The 22638-nt window shown below is 62.2% G+C and carries 21 protein-coding genes and 1 pseudogene; 11 read left to right on the forward strand and 11 right to left on the reverse strand.

What is annotated here, in order from left to right:
* Positions 1-1314 carry a diaminopimelate decarboxylase gene (locus RBQ93_RS01370; RefSeq protein ID WP_320370200.1) on the reverse strand — a complete coding sequence of 438 codons (1314 nt, stop codon included), beginning with the start codon at positions 1312-1314 and terminating at the stop codon, positions 1-3.
* A 143-nt stretch (positions 1315-1457) separates the two neighbouring features.
* Here RBQ93_RS01370 and tsaA point away from each other — a divergent pair, with 143 nt between their 5' ends.
* Entirely contained in the window at positions 1458-1976 is a 519-nt protein-coding gene (gene tsaA, locus RBQ93_RS01375) for a tRNA (N6-threonylcarbamoyladenosine(37)-N6)-methyltransferase TrmO (protein WP_320370201.1), read from the forward strand.
* Positions 1977-2200: 224 nt separating this feature from the next.
* Complete coding sequence (locus tag RBQ93_RS01380; RefSeq protein WP_320370202.1) at positions 2201-3094, forward strand: ATP-binding protein; 894 nt, start codon at positions 2201-2203, stop codon at positions 3092-3094.
* Positions 3095-3179: 85 nt separating this feature from the next.
* On the opposite strand, the gene RBQ93_RS12410 is transcribed toward RBQ93_RS01380, so the two are convergent.
* Together RBQ93_RS12410 and RBQ93_RS12415 are read right to left on the reverse strand one after the other, a co-directional pair.
* Positions 3180-3647 (reverse strand): SseB family protein, encoded by a 468-nt coding sequence (locus tag RBQ93_RS12410; RefSeq protein ID WP_413818346.1) that lies wholly within the window; start codon positions 3645-3647, stop codon positions 3180-3182.
* Positions 3636-3905: pseudogene (locus RBQ93_RS12415) on the reverse strand (peptidylprolyl isomerase); the annotation flags it as partial. The pseudogene RBQ93_RS12415 and the gene RBQ93_RS12410, both read right to left, overlap by 12 nt.
* A 154-nt stretch (positions 3906-4059) precedes the next feature.
* Between RBQ93_RS12415 and RBQ93_RS01390 the strand changes: the two are divergent.
* The 3 genes from RBQ93_RS01390 (at position 4060) to RBQ93_RS01400 (ending at position 5114) form a co-directional block, all read left to right on the forward strand.
* The gene (locus RBQ93_RS01390; RefSeq protein WP_320370204.1) at positions 4060-4572 is read left to right on the forward strand and encodes an N-acetyltransferase; all 513 of its coding nucleotides are present in this window, start codon (positions 4060-4062) and stop codon (positions 4570-4572) included.
* Positions 4573-4576: 4 nt separating this feature from the next.
* Positions 4577-4798, forward strand: a complete 222-nt coding sequence (locus tag RBQ93_RS01395) for a DUF1653 domain-containing protein (RefSeq protein ID WP_320370205.1) — start codon at positions 4577-4579, stop codon at positions 4796-4798.
* Positions 4799-4898: 100 nt separating this feature from the next.
* Positions 4899-5114 (forward strand): DUF3185 family protein, encoded by a 216-nt coding sequence (locus tag RBQ93_RS01400; RefSeq protein ID WP_320370206.1) that lies wholly within the window; start codon positions 4899-4901, stop codon positions 5112-5114.
* An 88-nt stretch (positions 5115-5202) separates the two neighbouring features.
* On the opposite strand, the gene RBQ93_RS01405 is transcribed toward RBQ93_RS01400, so the two are convergent.
* Positions 5203-6309: a M48 family metallopeptidase gene (locus RBQ93_RS01405; RefSeq protein ID WP_320370207.1), complete on the reverse strand. Its 1107-nt coding sequence runs from the start codon at positions 6307-6309 to the stop codon at positions 5203-5205.
* Entirely contained in the window at positions 6309-7109 is an 801-nt protein-coding gene (locus RBQ93_RS01410; protein ID WP_320370208.1) for a TIGR00266 family protein, read from the reverse strand. The genes RBQ93_RS01405 and RBQ93_RS01410 overlap by 1 nt, the downstream gene beginning before the upstream one ends.
* A 174-nt stretch (positions 7110-7283) precedes the next feature.
* Here RBQ93_RS01410 and RBQ93_RS01415 point away from each other — a divergent pair, with 174 nt between their 5' ends.
* Positions 7284-7895, forward strand: a complete 612-nt coding sequence (locus tag RBQ93_RS01415; RefSeq protein WP_320370209.1) for a DUF4410 domain-containing protein — start codon at positions 7284-7286, stop codon at positions 7893-7895.
* Between the two features lie 108 nt (positions 7896-8003).
* Here RBQ93_RS01415 and RBQ93_RS01420 read toward each other — a convergent pair whose 3' ends face one another.
* The 6 genes from RBQ93_RS01420 to RBQ93_RS01445 all read right to left on the reverse strand — a co-directional run bounded on the left by RBQ93_RS01420 (position 8004) and on the right by RBQ93_RS01445 (position 13056).
* Positions 8004-8921 carry a hypothetical protein gene (locus tag RBQ93_RS01420; protein WP_320370210.1) on the reverse strand — a complete coding sequence of 306 codons (918 nt, stop codon included), beginning with the start codon at positions 8919-8921 and terminating at the stop codon, positions 8004-8006.
* A gap of 89 nt (positions 8922-9010) precedes the next feature.
* Complete coding sequence (locus RBQ93_RS01425; RefSeq protein ID WP_320370211.1) at positions 9011-9526, reverse strand: methyltransferase family protein; 516 nt, start codon at positions 9524-9526, stop codon at positions 9011-9013.
* Between the two features lie 6 nt (positions 9527-9532).
* Positions 9533-10219 (reverse strand): ABC transporter ATP-binding protein, encoded by a 687-nt coding sequence (locus tag RBQ93_RS01430; protein WP_320370212.1) that lies wholly within the window; start codon positions 10217-10219, stop codon positions 9533-9535.
* A 3-nt stretch (positions 10220-10222) separates the two neighbouring features.
* Complete coding sequence (locus RBQ93_RS01435) at positions 10223-11380, reverse strand: ABC transporter permease (protein WP_320370213.1); 1158 nt, start codon at positions 11378-11380, stop codon at positions 10223-10225.
* Positions 11381-11404: 24 nt separating this feature from the next.
* Positions 11405-12403 (reverse strand): class 1 isoprenoid biosynthesis enzyme, encoded by a 999-nt coding sequence (locus tag RBQ93_RS01440; protein WP_320370214.1) that lies wholly within the window; start codon positions 12401-12403, stop codon positions 11405-11407.
* Complete coding sequence (locus RBQ93_RS01445; RefSeq protein ID WP_320370215.1) at positions 12400-13056, reverse strand: class I SAM-dependent methyltransferase; 657 nt, start codon at positions 13054-13056, stop codon at positions 12400-12402. Before RBQ93_RS01445 ends, RBQ93_RS01440 begins: the two co-directional genes overlap by 4 nt.
* A gap of 221 nt (positions 13057-13277) precedes the next feature.
* On the opposite strand from RBQ93_RS01445, the gene RBQ93_RS01450 reads away from it, so the two are divergent.
* The 5 genes from RBQ93_RS01450 to gltB all read left to right on the forward strand — a co-directional run bounded on the left by RBQ93_RS01450 (position 13278) and on the right by gltB (position 22617).
* The gene (locus tag RBQ93_RS01450; RefSeq protein ID WP_320370216.1) at positions 13278-14612 is read left to right on the forward strand and encodes a DEAD/DEAH box helicase; all 1335 of its coding nucleotides are present in this window, start codon (positions 13278-13280) and stop codon (positions 14610-14612) included.
* A gap of 84 nt (positions 14613-14696) precedes the next feature.
* Positions 14697-14912 (forward strand): hypothetical protein, encoded by a 216-nt coding sequence (locus tag RBQ93_RS01455; protein WP_320370217.1) that lies wholly within the window; start codon positions 14697-14699, stop codon positions 14910-14912.
* A 14-nt stretch (positions 14913-14926) separates the two neighbouring features.
* Complete coding sequence (locus RBQ93_RS01460; protein WP_320370218.1) at positions 14927-15913, forward strand: serine/threonine protein kinase; 987 nt, start codon at positions 14927-14929, stop codon at positions 15911-15913.
* Positions 15914-16045: 132 nt separating this feature from the next.
* Positions 16046-17683: an ABC-F family ATP-binding cassette domain-containing protein gene (locus RBQ93_RS01465; RefSeq protein ID WP_320370219.1), complete on the forward strand. Its 1638-nt coding sequence runs from the start codon at positions 16046-16048 to the stop codon at positions 17681-17683.
* A 359-nt stretch (positions 17684-18042) separates the two neighbouring features.
* Positions 18043-22617 (forward strand): glutamate synthase large subunit, encoded by a 4575-nt coding sequence (gene gltB / locus RBQ93_RS01470; protein ID WP_320370220.1) that lies wholly within the window; start codon positions 18043-18045, stop codon positions 22615-22617.
* Positions 22618-22638: the final 21 nt, after the last annotated feature.

The raw sequence follows: 22638 nt of genomic DNA on the forward strand, positions 1-22638 counted from the left end.
CTACAACTGCACATCCAGCTCGTTCTGGGTAAGCTGAGCACGGACCTGCTTCTTGCGGATCAGCACCAGTTCGCCGTTCTTGGTCTTCATAATGGCTCCCGGCTTGCGGTGGGAGTTGTAGTTCTCTGGTGACATGCTCTCGGAGTAGGCCCCGGTGCCGCCGATGACCACATAGTCGCCGATCTCGGGCTCGGCAATCAGCACCGGCACGATATTGCCATCATTGTCCAGGCGCACCGAGTCGCCGCTCTCGCAGCAGCGGCCCACGATGCCGAAGGACTTGAGTCCCTCAGCCGGGCACTGGTCGTACTCGCTGGAGAGCAGGGTGCCGTCCTGGCGCACGATGGCGATCGGGTGCTCGGAGCCGTACAGCAGCGGCCGGGTCAAGAGCTCCATGCCGCCGTCCACGATCAGGAAGTTCAGCTCGTTGGTCAGTTTCTTGTCGATGATGCGGGTGATGATATGGCCGGAGTTGGCCACCACAAAGGTGCCCGGCTCGATCTCCATCTCCAGTTCGCGGCCGGTTTCGGCCTTGAACTCTTCGATGCGCTGTTTGGCATAGGCGCCCAGGCTGGTGATGTCGGCCTGCTTCTCGCCCGGCATGCGGGCCACCTTCAGGCCGCCGCCAAAGCTGACCGTGACGGCATCCGGGAAGTAGGTCTTCACAAAGCCCAGCTCGCGGTCGATGTTCTGGCGCCACTTTTCCGGATCGCCGCCGGAGCCGATATGCACGTGCACCTGGGTGAAGCGCAGGCCCATCTCGTCGGCCATGGCCTTGACCTTGGGCACATCCCTCAGGTGTACGCCGAAGCAGGAGTACTCGCTGCCGGTATCGCGGGTGGCGCTCTCGCCGCCGCCGGACGCGCCGGGGTGCACTCGCATTGAGAGGTCGACGCTGTTGGCCTTGGCAAAGTCGGCAATCAGCTTGAACTGCAGCATGGAGCAGACGTTGTACTTGAGCCCCGCTTTGATCATCTGCTCCAGCTCGGTCCGTTCCTCGCCGGTGGGCACTTCCTGGGTGGTCAGCATCATCCGGCTGTAGGGGATGCCGGCGCTATGAGCGCGGGCTGCTTCGTCCAGCGACGAGCAGTCCAGATCAAGCCCCTGGTTGGTGACCACCCGCAGCACGGTGCGGTCGGAGTTGGCCTTCATGGCGTAGCGCACATGCAGGCCGAAGGCATTGGGCATGCCCAGCAGTTGCTGGCAGCTGTTTTCAATGTATGCCTGGTCGTGCAGGTAGATCGGGGTGCCCCACTGACGGGCTATGTTCGGGATCAACGCTGCGTCAAGCTTGGTTGGACCAAAGTGTGTCATCGTTTCAACCTCGTATCGTAGAGATATGGATTAATCTATGTAACATTTTCATGCGCTTCGGCGCAACACCTCTCTGTAAATGGATCGTGTAACCTGTTGCTATTGTATTGTCAGGACAGCCCGCTTGCGTTAGCATTTGCGTCATGACCTGCGACAGCCCCTACCGCTATTGCCCGATCGGCATCTTACGTTCTCCCTACAGCCGCCGCATCGACGCCCCCCACCAGAGTACGGTGGTGGCGGGGACCGAGAGCGGTGAGGCTGCCCTTGCCACCCTGGAGCTGGCCGATTGGCTGGATGAGCAGGTGTTGCAGGACCTGCAAGGCTTTGATCGGGTCTGGCTGATCTTTGCCTTTCACCTGAGCCAGGGTTGGAAGAACACGGTCAAGCCGCCCCGGGGCGGCCCCAAGCGCGGCGTGCTGGCCACCCGTTCGCCCCACCGTCCCAATGCCATCGGCCTGTCGGCGGTGGAGTTGCTGACGATCGAAGGCCGCACCCTGCAGCTGCGGGGGGTGGACCTGCTGGACGGCACCCCGGTGCTGGATATCAAGCCGTACGTGCCCTACGCCGATGCCTTTCCCGACGCCAAGGCCGGTTGGATCGACGAGCTGGATGCCCGGCTGGGCCGCAACTCGGCCCCGGGGCCGAAAAAATCCCGCTAACGACCAATCCGGGCAGGCCACTCAGTATAGAGTGAAAGCAGCATACTTTCAGTTTGACACACCTCCGGCAGGTGGGGTATATGGGTCGCTCCGCACGCGGCAGTCCGGCTCTACCTGTTTCCCTTCGAACCTGCACCGTTTCCCGTGCCAACATCCTGCTTACATCAGCACCCGCCAGGCCGCCAGGCTCAACGGCGTACTTTACCTATGAAACGAGACGAACGATGCTGAACCTGAAACCTGACGTTGTTGCCCGATTGGAGCGTGTACTCAGCTCGGTGGAGATGCTGCTGCCCCGCACGGTCAAGCCGGTGGACTGGTCCGCCTGTTACGCCGCCAACTGGCGTCGCCATTCATTTTCCGGCTACCTGGAGCCGGTGCGGGTGACCGACACCACCCGGCTCTCGGAGCTGCTGGGGGTGGAAAAGCAGATCGAGGTGATGGAGCACAATACCCGTCAGTTTTTGGCTGGCCTGCCGGCCAACAACGCCCTGTTGTGGGGCTCCCGTGGCACCGGCAAGTCCTCGATCATCAAGGCGCTGCTTAACGAGTATGCCCCCCAAGGGCTGCGGGTGATCCAGATCGAGAAGGAAGACCTGATCTACCTGTCGGAGATCTTCAGCGTGGTGGAGGATCAGCCGTACCGTTTCATCCTGCTGTGCGACGACCTGACCTTTGAGCCGGGGGAGTTGAGTTACAAGATGCTGAAAAGCGCCCTGGACGGATCGGTCTACTCACCGCCGGAGAACGTGCTGATCTACGTTACCTCCAACCGGCGGCATCTGCTGCCGGAATACGAGACGGATCAACGGGGCGGCATGTTTGTGAATGGTGAGCTGCAGCAGAGCGAGGTGATGGAGGAGAAGATTTCGTTGTCCGATCGTTTCGGTCTGTGGGTCGCCTTTTACGCCTTTTCGCAGGATCGCTACCTGGATGCGGTCCGGCTGGCCATTACCCGCGAGGCGCGGGAGCGGCAGGTGGAGATCCCGCTTACCAAGGAGCTGGAGCAGGAGGCGATCAAGTGGTCCCATGACAAGAGCAAGCGTTGCGGCCGCACCGCCTACCAGTTTTCCAAGAACTATGTTGGCCGCTATCTGCTGGCCAAGCAGCAGGGCTGATCAGCACTTTCAGATCAATAAAAAAAGGCGGCCAATTGGCCGCCTTTTTCGTATCCGCAGTCGCCGACTGCGTCGTCTAGTGACCTCAGCCTGCCGGCTGACCGGCTCCGGACTGGTTGCACTGCTCCACCACCTCGCGCAGCCAGGCGATCTCATCGGGCAGGAACTGCTTGGAGTAATTGGTGCCCACGTTCATGGCCATATGCAGTGGCGGCATGGTGGTGGCGGCTAGCACATGGCCCGGTACGCCGATCCAGGTGGTCTCCTTGCCGGTCCAGTTTTTCAGGCGCTCCGGGCTGTCAAAGATCATCAGGTAATCGTTGCCGTCGGATTCAACGATCAGCGGCAGCACCTGTCCCTCTTCAAGGGTGACATCACCGCTCAGTTCCTTTGGATCGAGGGTCGGCACGCAGAAGGTGGTGTTCAGGAACAGGTCGTAGAATTTTGATTGGCTGGCGGCGTTGGTCATGTCCTGCCGCAACAGCTCCAGCGCCTGATCAAGGGTGTCCGCTGCCTGGGGTTCGGCCTTGGGGGTCTCCCAGCGCTTGGTCACCTCGATCAGGTGGTAGCCGAACTGGGTCTGCACGGGGCCGATCAGCGTGTTGACCTCGCTGCTGAACACGGCCTGGTCGAACTCTGGCACCATCTGGCCGGGATTGAAGGTGCCGAGATCGCCCCCCTGCTGACCGGAGGGACAGGATGAGGCACGTTTGGCAACCTCGGCGAAATCGGCGCCGGCCTCGATTTCGGTCTTAAGCTGCAGGCACTGGGCTTCGGTAGCCACAAGAATATGGCGGGCATTAGCGGGCATAGGGGCTCCTTGTTGGGTGAAAACTGGCGCGATAGTAGCTGAATCGCCGGAATATGGCAACTGAAGGTAGCAAATGTATGGTTTTACATGCCCTGGGACGCCGATTGTGCTACATACCTGAACAGCGTCACCACGCCACCGGAGTAATGGAACCATGAAGATTCAGAAGGTAACCAGCGAACACCGCCCCAAGGTCTACGCCCTGCTGCAGCGGGCCTTTCCCGGCAGCGCCTACGAGACGGCCCTGGTGCAGCAGCTGCACGAACACAACAAGCCGCTGCAGGAGTGGGTCTGCATCCATATCAACAAGGTCATCGGCTACGTCGCCTTTTCCAACGCCTTCCATGGCAGACAGGTCTGCGGTCTGCACCTGGCGCCGATGGTGGTGGCGCCGGATTTTCAGCGCCAGGGAGTCGGCACGGAACTGCTCAACTTCGCCCTGCGTCAGGAGTCGATCAAGAGCCAGACGTTGTTTGTGCTGGGTGAGCCGGCCTACTACCAACGTTTCGGTTTTGAGCCCTGTAGCCAGCCGATCTGTCCCTTCGATACCAACAATGCCCATTTCATGAGTATGCGCAACGACGGCGCACTATCGTTCACGGTGGGTTATGAATCTGAATTCAAATCAGTACCGGCAGCACCCAAAAAGCGTAAGAGCCGGCGCTGATCGTATGAACATCCTGCAACCTGAGCCGGGACTGTACCGACACTACAAGGGGGGCCAGTACCGGGTGCTGGGTACGGCTCGCCACAGCGAAACCGACGAATTGCTGGTGGTCTATCGCTGCCTGTACGACAACAATTCACTCTGGGTACGCCCCGTGGTGATGTTTATGGAGAACGTTGAACTGGACGGTCAGCAGGTGCCGCGCTTTCAGCGGATCGGCGCATAGGGGCGGTGAGTGCGGCAGCTAGTCGAGGTCTGTTGTGGCAAAGATGGTGCCTCGCTGTTCCGGGCGGCGGTAAATCTGAAGAGATGGAGGAGCGTACTGTATGAGTGCACAAACACAGACGGTTTTAAAGGCTGCTGGTCTGGTACTGCTGGTGGTTGGTGTCGGTCTGGTGTTTTGGGGCTATCAGATGTCCGGGGCGGTTACGGCTCAATTGACCCGCGCCATCACCGGGGCTGCCCCTGACGGTGTGATGTACCGTTACATCGGTGGCGCAGCAGGTATCGTCGCCGGAGTTTTTCTGCTGTTCAAACGCTGATCCGTAGGGGTCTGAGCAGCTGGCAGCTTGCATTTCAGTTCACAGGCGGCCAATCGGCCGCCTGTGCTGTTTCGGGGATCAGAAAACCTCAGCGCAGCGAGACTGTGGCCCGCTGCAGGTTAATTGGTAACGGCTGCCACGGCCCCTTTAAGGCTGCAACCTCGCGGCGTAGCCAGTCCAGCCGTTCGCCGCTGGCCGGGTGAGTGGAGAGCAGGGCCGGCGGCGTGGGTCGCTGCTCCGCAGCCAGTCGCTCGTAAAAACGGACCATGCCGTGGGGGGAGATGCGGGCGGCCACCAGTCGTTGCAGGCCGTTGGCGTCAGCCTCCCGCTCGGCGTCGCGGGAGAAGCGCAGTTCAGTCAGACGGGTGGCGGCGCCGGTCAGCACGTTGTCGGAGATGTCCCCCGCTAACAGCGCCACCAGGGCCCGCAGCCCCAGCCCCTTGACCATGCCCCGCAGGCTGTGGCGCAGTTCGGCATGGGCCACCTCGTGGGCCAGAACGCCGGCCAGTTCTTCGGCTGTTGCGGCAGAGGTAAGCAGGCCGCTGAAGACCACCACGACGCCGCCTGGTGCGGCAAAGGCATTCACCTCGGGGCGTTCGGCCACGAACCAGCGGTAGCGGTGGACCGAGCCTTCGGTGAGCCTGCCGCCGATGTCGGCCAGCGCCTCCACTGCCGGGCCGCGGTCGATCAGCTTCATCTGCAGGCGGGTCTGGGCCAGCACCAGCTCACCCAACCGGGCCTCCTGAGCTACCGGAATTTTATCCACCACCCAGTCGGCCACGCGGTCGGCGTTCAGCAGGAACAGGACCAACCCCAAAAGTGGCATCAGCAGTACCAGGGCCAGCAGGCCCCAGCCCAGCCTGAAGCGGCGTTCCAGCGTGTCTGGCTGACGAACGGCAGCGGCCAGTTGACGGTTGCAGTGTTCAGGCGCCGTGGCTGCACACCGGCTGCGGTCGTCAACGCCATCGACCACCAGGGCGTAGGCGCCTTCTGGCTGCTGCCAGCTGAGTCGCAGGCTGGCGTTGTTGAAACCGGCGGCCGCAATCTCCGGCCGGTCGGCACAGCGTTCAGCCTGTCCGGATTCATGCGGCGTCACCCGCAGCCGACCGAGGGCGTCCCACTGTCCGCTGGCCGCGATGCCTGCACCGGGCAGGCCGGGTCCGAACAGCCGGCCCTGAAACTGCGACCCGTGCATCAGTCGTCGCTTCCCAGGATGCCGCCCAGGATGCCGGCGCCCAGCAACGAACCCTGGTCGGTGGAGCGTCCACCGGCCGCCGGCGCCGACATGATGATCCGGTTGGCCAGCCGCGACAGGGGCAGGGACTGCAGCCATATCTTGCCGGGACCCCGCAGGGTTGCAAAGAACAGCCCTTCGCCGCCGAAGATGGCCGACTTGATCTTGCCAACGAACTGGATGTCGAAATCAACGCTGGGCTGGAAGGCCACCACGCAGCCGGTATCCACCCGCAGGGTCTCGCCGGGGGCCAGCACCTGCTCCTGCAGGGTTCCTCCGGCGTGAACAAAGGTCATACCGTCACCATCCAGCCGCTGCATGATGAATCCCTCGCCGCCAAACAGGCCGGCACCCAGCTTCTTCTGGAAGGCGATCCCCAGTGAGACCCCTTTGGCTGCGCAGAGGAAGGAGTCCTTCTGACAGATCAGGGTGCCGCCGATTTGTCCCAGGTCCACCGGGATGATCTTGCCCGGATAGGGGGCCGCGAAGGCCACCCGCCGCTTGCCCTGACCTTCGTTGTGGAAGACGGTGGTGAAGAGGCTCTCGCCGGTCAGCAGTCGCTTGCCGGCACCCAGCAGTTTGCCCATCAGGCCGCTTGCCTGTTGTGAGCCGTCGCCAAAGACGGTGTCCATCTGGATGCCGTCCTGCATGTACATCATCGCCCCTGCCTCGCCGATGGCCGCCTCGCCCGGGTCCAGTTCCACCTCTACGAACTGCATCTCCGAACCGACAATCGTGTAATCGATCAGATCCATCGCCATCTTGGTGTACCTCCCTCGTAATAGTACCGTGCTGGGAATATAAGTGCGTAACAGGGCTCCGTCAAGTGACGCGCTTTGCGTTCAGATGGATGATTGCCAAGTCGCCGCAAGTGGGTATACTGTCTGACCAGACGCTGCTGCAGAGCGCGTTAACACCCACCACTGGAGGTACACATGCAACGGATGTTCACCCTGTTGGCCCTGCTGGTTACTGCTACCCTGTTCGCCTGCCCGGTATTGGCGGCCGATGCGCTGCCCAAGCCTGGAAACTTTGACGAAGAAGAGATACTGATCACCGAGCGCCTGGGTACCAACTATTCGGCCATTGTGGTCAAGGATTTTTCCTCAAAGGACGCAGAGATCGTCAATATTGATGATGAAGAAAAGCAGCTGCTGAAGGCCGCAGAAAAGGATATCGTACGGATGCTTACCGACAGTACGGTCAAGCACCTCAAGGAGTATGGCATCTTTAAAAAGGTCGAGGCCAACGGTTCCGCTAAGGCCAATGCGCTGATCCTGCGCGGCAAGATCACCCGTTTCAATGGTGGGGTCGGCGCCGCCAAATGGTTCCTGGGCGTGATGGCCCCCAAGGGCGCCAAGACCAACATCTCGATCGATGCCGAACTGGTTGATGCCACGACCGGCAAGGTGCTGGTCAAGATCAAGGATGTGCGCTCCGGTGGCGAAGGCACGTCCATGGGCAGCGGAAATATGACCAGAGCTTTCGTGATCCAGGCTGAGGATGAAGGCGAAGAACTGGCTGAGTTTATCAAGGAAATCTTTTAGGCATAGTGCAGTTGTATAGTGCCCGGCTCAGGTCCGGGCAGGTTGTAAACAGACAAGGCGGTCAATGGGCCGCCTTGTCTGTTTTGTATCTAGTTTATGGTGTCGCAACTAGCGGGCAAACCCCCGCTCCGGTTGTCCTGATCCCTGGTTGGGCTGCCAACGCTGCTCCTTGCCGTGGGGGCGCTGTTCTGACGGCGCTGGTCCTCGCTGCTGATGGCTGGGTTGGGAGGGGTAGCGCTGTTGCATCTCAGGTCCGGCCGGCCGGACCTGTTTAACCGGTGGCGGCTGTTTCATGGTTGGCTGTTGCTGTTGCGGCCCCCTTGGCTGGGGCTGTTCCTGCCACACCTGCTGAGGACGGTCCGGAGTTACCTGCATTCTTTCCGGCTGAGTATCATGCCGGCGTTGTTGCTGGTGCTGCTGCTGATACAGATACTGCTGCCGAACGGCCTTGGTGCGGGGCTGGTAGCGGTAATGCTGCTGATGCAGACGCTGTTGCTGCTCTGGCCGCTGCGGATAGCGTTCGCCTGCATACTGGCGCTGATAGCTGGGCAGTGGTGCCCGTGGCGGCACGGCGTGACGGTTCCAGCGGTTCCAGCCCTTGCGTTGCTGTTCCCACTGCGGTCCCCAGTGCAGGCCCCAACGGGGCGGTTCGTCATGGCGCCAGCCGTGGAAGTAGGGCGGCGGATAGCGGTAGTAGCGCACCGGGATCCGCAGGATGTAGAGCGGCACATCCCAGGGGTCCACCGTCCACCAAGGGCCGTTGTACCAGTTGCTGGCGTACCAGGAGTCGTCCTGATAGACCCAGTACAGGCCGTCGTAGAAGAAGTAGTTGGTTGCCACGCCCGGCGCGTAGTAGACCGGGTAGCCCGGCACCGCCACCAGTTGCGGAAACAGCGGCAGGTTGATACCGATGCTGACGTTGGGCAGGCTGATGCCGATGCCGACGTTGACCTCGGCCGAGACGCTGGTAGCCGTCAAGCAGATCAACAGCCAGAGTGTGATCACACCACCACGTAGTTTGCGCATAGTCTCCTCCCTGACAGATATGCCTGATGCTCCTTTAGTTTATCCCTTGTTGCCTGGCTGTCAAACGGGTCGGACTGCCGTTGCTGGGCTCAAGGTTTGCTGCGCCCGAGGCGGGGCAGCAGGAAGGGGACCTCGTGCTGGTAGCGGCGGAACTCCTCCTTGAAGCGTAGCGCCAGGATCCGTTCCTCCTTGCGCAGCAACAGCAGCGACCAGACCAAAAACAAGGGGTAGCAGACGACCAGGGCTGTCGTTGATCTCAGCAGCAGGATGGCCGCCAGCAGCATCAGGTCGTAGCCGAGGAACATCGGGTGGCGGCAGAGACGGTAGCTGCCCTCCATGATCAGCCGTTTTGCCGGGCGCAGCGGGCTGGGGGTGCCTGCGCCGAATCGGTGCAGGTCGCTGGTGGACCAGCAGACCAGGGCCAGGCCAGTAGCCAACAGCACGAGGCTGATCGTGATCAGCCAGGGGGCGTTCGGCAGGGGCTGGAGTCCCAGTAGCCGGTCCAGCACCAGCCCCAGCCCCAGCACCAGTGACGGCAGCAGCCCCCAGTACAAGAGGGTGGCGCCGATCTGCTGTCGCCAGATATCGTTGTGGAAGAGCGGCATGGGGGGTCAGCCGGTCGGTGCCGGCGCAGCTGGCAGCAGCTTGCCGTCTTTGAGGGCGATTACGGTCTCGGCCATGCCCAGCAATTCCTGGTCGTGGGTGGCGATGAACAGGCACATCCCCTTGGTGTGGCAGAGCGAGAACATCAGTTCGATCAGCTGGCGACCGTTTTCCGAGTCAAGGCTGGCGGTCGGCTCGTCCGCCAACAGGATCGAAGGGGTATGGGCGATGGCTCGCGCAAAGGCGATCCGCTGCGATTCGCCCCCCGAGAGTTCAGCCGGCATGGCCTTTTCGTAGCCAGCCAGGCCGAAGGTCTCCAGCAGCTCCTCGATGCGGTGCCGTTGGTCTGCGCCGGTGATGGCATTCAGTTCCAGCGGCAGCTGCAAGTTTTCGGCCACTGTCAGCCACGGCAGCAGGTTGCCGGACTGGAAGACGAAGCTGACCTCCCTGCGCCTGAAGAGTGCCCGTTGGCGGGCGTTGAGCCCGCAGATGTCGACGCCGTTGCAGATGATCGAACCGCTGTCGGGTGTTTCCAGGGTGCCGATGCAGTTCAGCAGGGTGGTCTTGCCCGATCCCGACTTGCCGGCCAGGATCACGCCCCGGCCGTGCGCTACGGAAAAGGAGATATCGCTCAGCGCCGAGACATGGCCGCGCCCGGAGACATACTGCTTGGATAGGGACGAGATAGTGATCATGGCTCAGACGCTCCGCAGGATGTCCGCCGGGTTTTTGCGGATGATGGTGACGATCGGCCAGATGGCGGCCGCCAGTCCGAACACCACCGCCACCAGCGGCGGCGTGAACAGCGCCAGCCCGGTCAGCCGCGGATAGAGCATGCCGGAGACGGAAAAATATTGGTTGTGGGAGGTGAAGGCGCCGATGTCGATGCCGATCTGGGCGAAGACGGTGACAATCAGCACGCCCAGCAGGGTGCCGACGGTTGCGGCAAAGACCGTCAGCAGGCTGATCTGGGATACCAGCAGCAGGGCGGTGTCGCCCGCCATGAAGCCCATGGCCTTCATGATACCGTGCTCACGGAGGTTTTTGAGGGTGAAGATCAGGAAGGTGCAGGAGATGCCGACCGAGACGATGGCGAAGACCAGCGTGATCACGATCGCCATGCAGATGTAGTCCAGGTCGATCAACTGCTTCAGGTCCGGCATGAACTCCATCCAGGGGGTAACGCTGGCCGTGGGTAGCCGTCTGCGCAACGTGCTGACCACCTCGTCAATCGGCGCTTCAGCCGCCAGGAACAGGGCCACTGACAGTTCCTGTGCGCCGGGCGGCAGGGCCGTTGTCGGGCAGAAGGCAAGTCCCTGGTCGAGGTGCGAGATGCCGGTTTTGTAGATGCCGCTTACGGTGAGTTGCTTCAAGGCGACGGATTGGTGCGTACGCAGGGTGACGCGGTCGCCGACCTGCAGCTTGAGGCGTTTGGCGCTGTCCTGGCTGAGGTAGATCTCCTGGCTGCCGGCTGCAGGATAGCGACCCTGCACGGTCTTTTTCCAGAAGGCGGTGGCCTTTTGTTCCTGGAGCGGATCAACCCCCAGCAGGGTTGCCGGTTCGAGGGAGCTGCTGGTGCTGAGGATCACCGGCCGGTGATGCCTCAACAGCACCTGCTCCACACCGGTTACCTGCAGCTTGCCGGCATCGCTTGCGCTGATGCCACTGCCGCTGATGTGGCCCGAGAACAGGCCGGTGGAGTTGCGGATCATGGCGTCGTTGGTGCCCACCGCCAGCGCCGAGAGAAAGACCAGCGCCGCCACGGCCGTGATCACCATGAACGACAGCACGGCGGTGGCCCGCCAGGAGCGTAGCAGGATCAGGGTGGCGATTTTGAGGATAAAGGCAAAGCGCATGGTGTCGGTACCGGATCTGGTGGCTTACTCAGGCTCTACGCCGATGCGTCGTGCAATAAAGGCGGTTGCCGGGCGGACCGCCTGCTGGTGACGGTCGAGAAACAGGCTGTGCAGGCCCCCTTCCAGGGTGGTCAGGGCCTCGCTCCTGATCCGCTTGAAAAGCTCCGGCTGGGCCCCGTAGAAGTCATCCTGGGGGTTGCCGGCGGCAAGCATGGCCTGCAGTTGGTCCCAGGTCTCACGCGGCTCGTTATGGTAGATGACCGAGGCCACGTAGTTGTGCCGCTTGTGCTGCAGGTCAATGAACAGGTCCACCAGGTCGTCCAGCAACTGGCAGCCGATACCGATCTGGTACAGCGCCTGCCGGGCCGAGTGGGCAACCGGTGAGAGCTGGCCTTCAAGCAGGGTTGGAATGGCCCAGGTCGATTGAAACAGGATCCCGGTCTTGTAGTGGTGGATATCCGTCAGGATGGCGGCCGGTGGCAACCGCTCGCTGATGCCGCCCTCTTCGGCGGCTTCCTGGGCGCCGCTCATGGCTAGGGCCTGCAGTGAGGCGTTGGCGGCCTCAATCGCCCGTTCGACCGGCAGGCCGTTGGCGTGGCAGTGTTCTGTCAGCAGGGTAAACAGCACCCGGTCGGCCACCATGATGTCGAGTACCGAACGGAAGCGGTGAGCCTGGCCTGGCAGGTCGGTCTCCAGGGTAATCTTGTACTCGTCGTCGAGGATGTTGTCACAGCCGGTGACCATGCCGCGCAGGCATTGGTTCAGCGCTGCGTAGAGAATCCGTCGCTGCGGGGGGATGTCGCTGCGGTAGTAGGAGTAGAGGAACAGGGTCGAGAAGAAGTTGCGCGGTAGCGACAGCGTCGGTTCATCCGGCGGGGTGAGCCGGATCGTGCTGTGGTTCAGGGTAACGGCGGCCGTCTCCCAGAAACGCCGCAGGCCGGCCTGCAGTTCGGACTGCAGTTCGGACTGCAGGGTGCCGAGGTCCTTGGCGTAGTGCCCGATGATGGTGAATGGGTTGATCACGCCGGTTTGGTGGTTGCGAACACAGAGATATAGCCGAAGAAGTGCGCCACCTGTTGCGGGGGCAGAAAGCCCGCCTCGACCATCAGCTCCGGCAGTACGCCGCGGATATTTTCTCCGATCTGCGGTTGCATGAACAGCCAGCGCGAGGCGTGGGAGACCAACGCCCCCATCAGGGTGGTGGGCTTGTGCATATCGGCGATTACCAGTCTGCCGCCCGGCTTGAGTACGCGGAACGCCTCCTTGAGGCTCTGCTGCTTCAGCTCAAGGGGGACGTGGTGGTAGAACAGGCTGGAGATGACCGCGTCAAAGGAGCCGTCCTCAAATGCAAGCTGTTCGGCGGCCATGGCCTCGAAGCGGCAGTGGGGGGCGCCCCGTTTTTCGCGGGCGGCCTCGATCATGGTGCCGGCGGCGTCGATACCGGTGACGCAGCCACCCTGGGCCGGGTCAAGCAGTGCGCTGATCTTCTGGCACAACAGACCGGTGCCGCAGCCCAGGTCGAGGATGGTGTCGCCCGGTTGGGGGGCCAGGGTCTGGATCAGGGTCTGGTCGTAGATCGCCTGCTTGTTCAACAGGCAGAGTGGCTCCAGCAGGTCGTAAACCGGTGCGGCATAATCAAGGGTGCGGCCTTTGGTCGGAACGGACGGGATGGTCATCGGTGGTCTCCTGATGATGGCAGTGAAGTCAGATAACCGACTGGTTAACTGCATCACGTTTCGCTTATAGCAGGTCGCGGGTCCGGTTACAATGGCTCTGATCATGTCACAAATAGTGAAGGTTGCTAAGAGATTGCACTGAACGGGCATACCGTGCTATAGCTGCGACGCATACGACCACAGGGTCCACCCCTGTGGTTTTTGTTTTCAAGGAGCGTCCCATGTCATTTGAAACCCTCGGCCTTTGCCCTGAACTGCTGCGCGCCATTGCTGCCCACGGCTACACCACGCCGACCCCGATTCAGGCCCAGGCGATACCGGTCATCTTCGAGGGCTGTGACCTGTTGGCCGGGGCCCAGACCGGCACCGGCAAGACCGCCGCCTTTGCCCTGCCGATCGTGCAGCGGCTGAGTGAGGCTCTGCCCAAGGAAAAACGTCGCAAGCCACGGGCGCTGGTGCTGGTGCCGACCCGCGAACTGGCGGGCCAGGTCAGCGATGTGATCAACGCCTATGCCCGGCGCTTCGCGCTGCGTTCCACCATGATCTACGGCGGGGTGACCATCCAGGCCCAGATTGAGCGGCTGCAGCGCGGGGTCGATATCGTGGTGGCCACGCCGGGACGGCTGCTGGACCATGCCGAGCGGGGCACCATCAACCTCTCCAAGGTCGAGTTTCTGGTGTTGGACGAGGCCGACCGGATGCTGGACCTGGGGTTTATTGATGATATCAAGCAGGTGGCGGGCTATCTGCCGCCCAAGCACCAGGCCCTGCTGTTTTCGGCCACCTATTCCCAGAGCATCAAGCAGCTGGCCGATGAACTGCTGGATGCGCCACGCCGGATCGAGGTGGCCCGCCGCGCCATCACCGCCGATGCGGTGACCCAGGCGGTGTATGAGGTGGAAAAGAGCCGCAAGCGGGAGATGCTCTCCTTTCTGATCCGTCAGGGGGGCTGGCGGCAGGTGCTGGTCTTTTGCCGCACCCGCTACGGTGCCGACAAGCTGACCGAGGAGCTGCTCTACGACGGGATCAAGGCCGCCGCCATCCATAGCAACAAGAGCCAGTCGATCCGCAACCGGACCCTGGCCGAGTTCAAGCAGGGCGACCTGCGGGTGCTGGTGGCCACCGATGTGGCCGCTCGCGGCCTGGATATCGAGCGGCTGCCCTATGTGGTCAACTACGACCTGCCCCAGGTGCCTGAGGATTATGTGCATCGTATCGGCCGCACCGGCCGGGCCGGTGAGCAGGGCCAGGCCCTCTCGCTGGTCTGTCAGCAGGAAAAGGTGCTGCTGGCCGCCATCGAGAAGCTGTTGGCCTATGCCATTCCCCGCCAGCGGCTGGCAGAGTTTCCCCACGTGGCGGCCCGACGGAGTACGCGGATTCAGGAGCTGAAGCAGGCGGCCAAACCGGCCAAAAAACGGACAGTAGCGCAACGGCCGGCCAAGGCGGCTGTGAAGGCTGAGCCGGCTGCGGCCGCCAAGCCGGCCAAGCCCCGGCGGGGCAAGCCGCCGACCGAGCGGCCGGGTCCCAAGACCGGGCGGCGGGGACGCCGTTCATAACTAACGCCCGGTCTGCTTGAGCAAGGGGCCAAGCTTTTGTATACTGCCGTAGCATTGCAGTCACGACTGCCCGGAGAGAAGCATATGGAACTGGACCTGCGCCAACTGCGCAAGCTGATCAGCGTACATAAGGACGAGATCGAACAGGCCGTGGCGGGTACCGGCTATCTGACGCGGACAGTGATCGGCGTGGCCACCTTTCTGCTGGATAACGAGGGGGACCTGGACCTGCTGTCCGCCAAGCAGCGGGCCACCTTCGACCGCTTCATCGCGCCGCTCTTGCAGCGGCCGCGCCCGTAACCGGCCCCGCGACCATGCACGAAAACAGCCACCCCTTCCACCGGCTGACCCCCGACTTCATCATGGATGCCGTCGAAAGCCAGGGCTTTCGCTGCGATTGCCGCAACCTGGCCCTCAACAGCTACGAGAACCGGGTCTACCAGGTGGGGATCGAGGACGCCAAGCCGCTGATCGCCAAGTTCTATCGTCCCGGCCGCTGGAGCGGGCAGCAGATCATTGAGGAGCATGATCTGACCACGGAACTGGCCGGTCACGAGCTGCCGGTGGTGGCACCCTGGCGCAACCAGGCCGGCGAGAGCCTGTTTCACTACCACAACTTCTCCTTTGCCCTCTACCCGCAGCAGGGCGGCCACGCCCCAGAGTTCGACAACCTGGACAACCTGCTGATCCTGGGTCGGATGTTGGGGCGGATGCACCGGATCGGGGCGCTGCGACCCTTTGAGCACCGTCCGCTACTGGATAGCGCCGGTTTTGGCCATGAGAGCGTGGCCCTGATCCGGGAGCGGTTCATCCCGGCCGAGTACCGCGAGAGCTACGCTGCCCTGACCGAGCAGCTGCTGGCGAAGATCGATGACTGCTTTGCGGCCTGTGGACCGATTCGCATGATCAGGACCCATGGCGACTGCCACAGCGGCAACATCCTCTGGCGGGATAACGCGCCGCACTTCGTGGATTTTGACGACAGCCGCATGGCCCCGGCGGTGCAGGATATCTGGATGATGCTGTCCGGTGACCGCCAGCGCAAGACCCTGCAGCTGGATGCCGTGCTGGAGGGCTATTGCGAGTTTTATGAGTTTGATCCGCTGGAGCTGCGCCTGATCGAGCCGCTACGCAGCCTGCGGATGCTGCATTACAGCGCCTGGTTGGCCCGCCGCTGGGACGACCCGGCCTTTCCGATCGCCTTTCCCTGGTTCAATACGGTGCACTACTGGGGCGAACATATTCTGGAGCTGCGCGAGCAGCTGTCGGCCCTGAACGAACCGCCGCTGGAGCTGTACTGACCATTGTTTCAGTAGCTTAAGCAGCGCCGCGCTTGCCCCGGTAGGCCAACTATGTTATAGCTGAACGGCACCTGAACCACAGGGAGACCCCCCCCTGTGGTTTTTTATTGGCTGCGGAAAGAGAGAATCATCATGATCAGCGCAAACAACATCAGCCTTGCCTATGGCAAGCGGGTCATCTTCAAGGATGTCAACATCAAGTTCGTGCCGGGCAACTGCTACGGCCTGATCGGCGCCAACGGCGCCGGCAAATCCACCTTTCTCAAGATCCTGGCGGGCCAGTCGGAAGCGGACTCGGGAACCATATCGGTTGGGCCGAAGGAGCGGATCGCCTTTCTGCAGCAGAATCAGTTTGTCTTTGATGAACACACTGTGTTCAACACCGTCATCATGGGGCATGCCAAGCTATATGAGGTGATGATGGCCCGTGAGGCGATGTACGCCAAGAGCGACTTCAGCGAGGAGGACGGCATCCGCTCGGCCGAGCTGGAATCGGAGTTCGCCGAGCTGAACGGCTACGAGGCGGAATCAGAGGCGGCGGTGCTGTTGAACGGTCTCGGCATTCCCGAGGAGCTGCGCCACAAGCAGATGAAGGAACTGGAGGGTGGTGACAAGGTGCGGGTGCTGCTGGCCCAGGCCCTGTTCGGCAATCCGGACATCCTGCTCTTGGACGAACCGACCAACCACCTGGACCTGAAGTCGATCTCCTGGCTGGAGGAGTTTCTGGCCCGCTTCAACAACACCGTGATTGTGGTCTCCCACGATCGTCACTTCCTGAACCAGGTCTGCACCCATGTGGCCGACATCGACTTCGGCCGGATCCAGGTCTACGTGGGCAACTACGACTTCTGGTACCAGGCCAGCCAGCTGACCCTCAAGCAAAAGCAGGACGAAAACCGCAAGGTGACCGACAAGGCCAACGAACTGAAGGAGTTCATCCAGCGTTTCAGCTCCAACGCCTCCAAGGCCAAGCAGGCCACCTCCCGCAAGAAGCTGCTGGAAAAGCTGACCATCGAGGAGATGCCGGTCTCGTCCCGCAAGTATCCCTACGTGGTCTTCAAGCCTGAGCGGCCCTGCGGCGACATTATCCTTGAGATCAGCGACCTGTCAAAGACGGTGGATGGCGTGCCGGTCTTCACGGATCTGACCCTGACGGTGCGCAAAGGGGACAAGATCGCCTTTGTGGGGGGTAATGGTCTGGCCAAGACCACCCTGTTCCAGATCCTGGCCGGCGAGCTGGAGCCGGATAGCGGCAGCTTCCGTTGGGGGGTGACCATCACCAGCGCCTACTTCCCCAAGGAGAACGGGGCCTACTTCGACAACGACCTGAACCTGATCGAGTGGCTGGGGCAGTACTCGCCGCCCACCGAAGGTGAGTCCTTTGCGCGTGGTTTTCTGGGACGGATGCTGTTTTCCGGTGACGAGGCCACCAAGAAATGCGCCGTGCTTTCCGGCGGTGAGCGGGTGCGCTGCATGTTGTCCCGGATGATGTTGGCCGGCGCCAACGTGCTGATCCTGGACGAACCGACCAACCACCTGGACCTGGAATCGATCACCGCCCTTAACAACGGCCTGATCGCCTTCAGTGAGGTGGTGCTGTTCGCCTCCCATGACCACGAGTTTGTCAGCACCGTGGCCAACCGGATCGTGGAGTTTACCCCGGGCGGCGTGATCGACCGGACAATGTCGTTTGAGGAGTATCTGGAGAGTGGCGATGTGGCCCAGACCCGCGACCAGTTGTGCAACGGCCACGTCGATCTGGACCTGTAGCTGGCTGAACGTTTAAGGCGTGTCAGGAAGGTTTGTCTGGCCGGCCCCGCATCTGCGGGGCCGGCTTTTTTGTGGTCAGCTGCCCCGTTGTCGAACGGCGCGGAGCCGTTCCGCGTCTGTCAAAACTGGTGTGTAGCTCGTGAGTTGTTTTGTTACTCTCTTGTGCCGATCAGCTGTCGGCGACGCCCCTGTGGCGTCACGGGCGCCAGTCTATCGGCCCCTCAATTTTTTTCCAGCGGCCTGTAAATACGACGAGATAGTGGTAGTATTGGTGAACGTGCGGCGAGATTGGCCCGCTGCTTGCACATGGGTGGCTCTGCATGAAACGGCAGGAATTCCCTCACCACAAAGGTTGCGCTATGAAAACGATCGGAATACCGAAAAAACAGGGGCTGTACGATCCCCAGTTCGAGCATGATGCCTGTGGCGTCGGTTTTGTGGCCAATATCAAGGGTAAGCAGTCCCATGATATCGTCCAGCAGGCCCTGACCGTGCTGATGAATCTGGATCACCGTGGTGCGGTGGGCTGTGAACCCAATACCGGCGACGGCGCCGGCATCCTGCTGCAGATGCCGGATCTGTTCCTGCGTAAGGCCTGTGCCCCACTGGGGATACGACTGCCAGAGCCGGGTGAGTACGGTGTCGCCATGCTGTTTACCTCGCCCAGGGCCACCGAACGGAACAGTGCCCGTCACGTGCTGGAGCGGATCCTCAAGGAGGAGCAGGTCCAGATCATAGGCTGGCGCGATGTACCCACCGACAACTCGTCGCTGGGAGAGACCGCCAAGGCCGGTGAGCCAATGGTGCGGCAGCTGTTCCTGCAGCCGCTGGATACCGACCTGGACGAGGATGCCTTCAACCGTAAGCTGTACCTCGTCAACCAGCGCGCCATCCACGAGATCCGCGACATTGACGTCGATCCCTACTGGTACGTGGCCAGCATCTCCACCCGCACCATCATCTACAAGGGGATGCTGATGCCGGTGCAGGTGGACCAGTACTATCCCGACCTGCGCGACCCGGATATGGTGAGTGCCCTGGCGCTGGTGCATTCGCGCTTCTCCACCAATACCTTCCCGAGCTGGGAGCGGGCCCACCCCTACCATTTCATGGCCCACAACGGCGAGATCAACACCCTGCGGGGCAACGTCAACTGGATGTACGCCCGGCAGTCGATGTTCAACAGCGAACTGTTCGGCGACGATATTAAGAAGGCGCTGCCGATCATCAACACCAACGGTTCCGACTCGGCCATGTTCGACAACTGCCTGGAACTGCTGGTGATGGCCGGCCGCTCGCTGCCCCACGCCGTGATGATGATGGTGCCCGAGCCGTGGGAAAACCACGAGACCATGGACAAGGAGAAGCGGGCCTTTTACGAATACCACGCCTGTCTGATGGAGCCGTGGGACGGCCCGGCGGCGATCTCCTTCACCGACGGCCGGATCATCGGCGCGGTGCTTGATCGTAACGGCCTGCGTCCCTGCCGCTACTACATTACCGACGACGACCGGGTGATCATGGCCTCCGAGGCCGGCGTGCTGCCGGTGGAGCCGGAGCGCGTGATCGAGAAGGGTCGCCTGCAGCCGGGCAGGATGTTCCTGATCGACACCGTGCAGGGCCGGATCGTACCCGATGAGGAGATCAAGAAGGAACTGTCTTCGGCCAAGCCCTACGGGGATTGGGTCAAGACCAATCAACTGCTGTTGAAGGACCTGCCCGAGGCCCCCAAGCAGCAGCCGTTCGATCAGGCCGGTCTGCTGCAGAGCCAGCAGGCCTTTGGCTACACCTACGAGGACCAGCGGGTGATCCTGGGGCCCTCGGCCCGGGACGGCGCCCAGCCCTTGGGCTCGATGGGCACCGACACGCCGCTGGCGGTGCTCTCCAACCAGCCCCAGCTGCTCTACAACTACTTCAAGCAGCTGTTTGCCCAGGTGACTAATCCGCCGATCGACCCGATCCGCGAGGAGATCGTCACCTCCACCGTTACCCGCATCGGCTCCGAATCGAACCTGCTCAAGGCTAGCCCCGGCAGCGCCCGGATCATCCGGCTGGAACACCCGATTCTGACCAACGAGGAGTTTGAAAAGCTGCGGCATATCGATCAGCCCGGTTTCAAGACCACCACCCTGTCGCTGTTGTTCAAGGCCGAGGATGGTGTCGAGGGGATGGAGCGGGCCATGGAGAGCCTGTGCAATGCGGCGGTGCGCTTCATCGAGGCCGGCACCACCGTGCTGTTCCTGTCCGACCGCGGGGTGAATGAGGAGTATGCAGCCCTGCCGGCCCTGCTGGCGGTGGCCGGTCTGCACCACCACCTGATCCGCACCGCCACCCGCACCCACGTCTCGCTGGTGCTGGAGTCGGGCGAGCCCCGCGAGGTGCATCACTTCGCCACCCTGCTGGGCTATGGCTGCACCGCCATCAACCCTTACCTGGCCTTTGAGTCGATCGATGACCTGATCGCCCAGGGAATGCTGCCGGGGGTCGACCACAAGACTGCGGTCAAGAATTACATCAAGGCCACCGTCAAGGGGGTCGTCAAGACCATGGCCAAGATGGGCATCTCCACGGTGCCCAGCTACCGCGGCGCCCAGATCTTCGAGGCGGTGGGCCTGCATCAGTCGCTGATCGACAAATACTTCACCTGGACCCCGTCGCGGATCGGCGGCACTGATCTGCACGGCATCGCCAAGGAGCTGCTGGACCGGCACGCCAAGGCCTATCCCAAGCGGGTGGCTGCCGAGCCGACCCTTGATCCCGGCGGCCAGTACCAATGGCGCAAGGACGGCGAGGAACATCTCTTTAACCCGCTGACCATCACTGCGTTGCAGAAGGCGACCCGCAGCAACGACTATCAGGAGTTCAAGGTCTTCTCGCAACTGATCGACGAGCAGAGCGAGCGTCACTACACCCTGCGCGGTCTGCTGGATTTCAAACAGCAGGTGCCGGTGCCGATCGAGGAGGTGGAGTCGGTTGAGGAGATCATGAAGCGCTTCAAGACCGGCGCCATGTCCTACGGCTCCATCAGCCAGGAGGCCCACGAGGCGCTGGCCATCGCCATGAACCGGATCGGTGGCCGTTCCAACACCGGCGAGGGGGGCGAGGATCCGGAGCGCTTCACCTGGACCAACGAGCAGGGCGACTCCAAGAACAGTGTCATCAAGCAGGTGGCCTCCGGCCGTTTCGGAGTTACCAGCCACTACCTCTCCAACGCCGGCGAGATCCAGATCAAGATGGCCCAGGGGGCCAAGCCGGGCGAGGGGGGCGAGCTGCCGAGCCACAAGGTCTATCCCTGGGTGGCCAAGACCCGTCACACCACCCCCGGCGTCGGCCTGGTGTCGCCGCCGCCGCACCACGACATCTACTCCATTGAGGACCTGGCGGAGCTGATCCATGACCTGAAGAACGCCAACCGCCGCGCCCGGATCAGCGTCAAGCTGGTCTCGGAAGTGGGGGTCGGCACGGTGGCGGCCGGGGTTGCCAAGGCCCATGCCGACGTGGTGCTGGTCAGCGGCTACGACGGCGGCACCGGCGCATCGCCGCTCTCCAGTATCAAACATGCCGGCCTGCCCTGGGAGCTGGGCTTGGCCGAGACCCATCAGACCCTGATGCTGAACAACCTGCGCAGCCGGATCGTGGTGGAGGTGGACGGCCAGCTGAAGACCGGCCGCGACGTGGTGATCGGGGCGCTGTTGGGGGCCGAGGAGTTCGGCTTCGCCACTGCGCCGCTGGTGACCCTGGGCTGCGTGATGATGCGGGTCTGCCACAGTAATACCTGTCCGGCCGGCGTCGCCACCCAGGACCCGGAACTGCGCAAGCGCTTCAGCGGCAAGCCGGAGTACGTGGTCAACTTCATGCGCTTCGTGGCCCAGGAAGTCCGCGAATTGATGGCACAGCTTGGCTTCCGCACATTCAACGAGATGGTGGGCCGCGTCAATGTGCTGGAGCCGAAAAAGGCGGTAGCCCACTGGAAGGCCCAGGGGCTGGATTTCAGTAATATCCTTTACAGTCCGGACATGGGGATCGACGCGGTCAGCTACTGTGTCGAGGCCCAGGACCACGGTCTGGACAAGTGCCTTGATATGAACCAGCTGCTGAAGATCTGTCAGCCGGCCATTGAAAAGGGTGAGCCGGTCTCGGCCGAGCTGGCGATCACCAACATTGATCGGGTGGTGGGCACCATCGTTGGCAACGAGATCACCCTCAGGCACGGCGCCGAGGGGCTGCCGGAGGGAACCGTCCGGCTGAAGTTTAATGGTTCGGCCGGCCAGAGCTTCGGGGCCTTTATCCCCAAGGGGATGAACCTGGAGCTGTGCGGCGATGCCAACGACTACCTGGGTAAGGGGCTCTCGGGCGGCTCGATCGTGGTCTATCCGCCGGCCGGCTCTCGTTTCAGGGCTGAAGAGAATATCATTGCCGGCAACGTGGCCTTGTACGGCGCCACCAGCGGCAGCGCCTACATCCGGGGCGTGGCCGGCGAGCGCTTCTGCGTGCGGAACTCCGGCGCCAATGCCGTGGTTGAAGGGGTCGGCGACCATGGTTGCGAGTACATGACCGGCGGCACCGTGGTGGTGCTGGGCGCCACCGGCCGTAACTTCGCCGCAGGCATGAGCGGCGGTGTGGCCTATGTCTTCGACGAGCACGGCGATTTCGCCAGCCGCTGCAATACTGAAATCGTTGCCCTGGAGACCCTCGACCAGCAGGACAAGGCCACACTGAAGGCGATGATCGAGCAGCACGAGAAACTGACCGGCAGCGCCCGGGCCGCAATCATCCTGATCAACTGGCAGGTCTACGCCGACCGCTTCGTCAAGGTGATGCCGATGGACTACAAGCGGATGCTGGAGGCCATCGAGCGTGCTAAGGCGTCTGGCCTGAGTGGTGATGAGGCGTTGGTGGCGGCCTTTGAGGAAAATGCGAAGGAAGCTGCCTGATCTTATCGATAACTATGTACC

Source organism: Trichlorobacter sp. (assembly GCF_034008105.1).
Lineage (GTDB): Bacteria > Desulfobacterota > Desulfuromonadia > Geobacterales > Pseudopelobacteraceae > Trichlorobacter.